The organism is Streptomyces hesseae, assembly GCF_031845785.1.
Lineage (GTDB): Bacteria > Actinomycetota > Actinomycetes > Streptomycetales > Streptomycetaceae > Streptomyces > Streptomyces hesseae.
Genome location: NZ_JAVRFI010000054.1, coordinates 1 through 1,384 on the forward strand (window position 1 = coordinate 1; position 1,384 = coordinate 1,384).

1 rRNA gene is annotated in these 1,384 nt (G+C 56.4%); it reads right to left on the bottom strand.

Going from position 1 to position 1,384, the window contains the following annotated elements:
- Window positions 1-21: 21 nt before the first annotated feature.
- Window positions 22-1,384, bottom strand: a 23S ribosomal RNA gene (locus RM609_RS34150); the annotation flags it as partial.

The following is a 1,384-nucleotide window of genomic DNA, read 5'->3' on the forward strand; positions in this document are numbered from 1 at the left end:
ACACAGTGGACGCGAGCAACTGAGGACAAGCCCTCGGCCTATTAGTACCAGTCAGCTCCAACCGTTACCGGTCTTCCACACCTGGCCTATCAACCCAGTCGTCTACTGGGAGCCTTACCCCATCAAGTGGGTGGGAGTCCTCATCTCGAAGCAGGCTTCCCGCTTAGATGCTTTCAGCGGTTATCCCTCCCGAACGTAGCCAACCAGCCATGCCCTTGGCAGGACAACTGGCACACCAGAGGTTCGTCCGTCCCGGTCCTCTCGTACTAGGGACAGCCCTTCTCAAGACTCCTACGCGCGCAGCGGATAGGGACCGAACTGTCTCACGACGTTCTAAACCCAGCTCGCGTACCGCTTTAATGGGCGAACAGCCCAACCCTTGGGACCGACTCCAGCCCCAGGATGCGACGAGCCGACATCGAGGTGCCAAACCATCCCGTCGATATGGACTCTTGGGGAAGATCAGCCTGTTATCCCCGGGGTACCTTTTATCCGTTGAGCGACGGCGCTTCCACAAGCCACCGCCGGATCACTAGTCCCGACTTTCGTCCCTGCTCGACCCGTCGGTCTCACAGTCAAGCTCCCTTGTGCACTTACACTCAACACCTGATTGCCAACCAGGCTGAGGGAACCTTTGGGCGCCTCCGTTACCCTTTAGGAGGCAACCGCCCCAGTTAAACTACCCACCAGACACTGTCCCTGATCCGGATCACGGACCCAGGTTAGACATCCAGCACGACCAGAGTGGTATTTCAACGACGACTCCACCATGGCTGGCGCCATGACTTCAAAGTCTCCCACCTATCCTACACAAGCCGAACCGAACACCAATATCAAGCTATAGTAAAGGTCCCGGGGTCTTTCCGTCCTGCTGCGCGAAACGAGCATCTTTACTCGTAGTGCAATTTCACCGGGCCTATGGTTGAGACAGTCGAGAAGTCGTTACGCCATTCGTGCAGGTCGGAACTTACCCGACAAGGAATTTCGCTACCTTAGGATGGTTATAGTTACCACCGCCGTTTACTGGCGCTTAAGTTCTCAGCTTCGCCCCACCGAAATGGAGCTAACCGGTCCCCTTAACGTTCCAGCACCGGGCAGGCGTCAGTCCGTATACATCGCCTTACGGCTTCGCACGGACCTGTGTTTTTAGTAAACAGTCGCTTCTCGCTGGTCTCTGCGGCCACCCCCAGCTCACGGAGTAAATCCGATCACCGGAAATGGCCCCCCTTCTCCCGAAGTTACGGGGGCATTTTGCCGAGTTCCTTAACCATAGTTCACCCGAACGCCTCGGTATTCTCTACCTGACTACCTGAGTCGGTTTAGGGTACGGGCCGCCATGAAACTCGCTAGAGGCTTTTCTCGACAGCATAGGATCATCCACTTC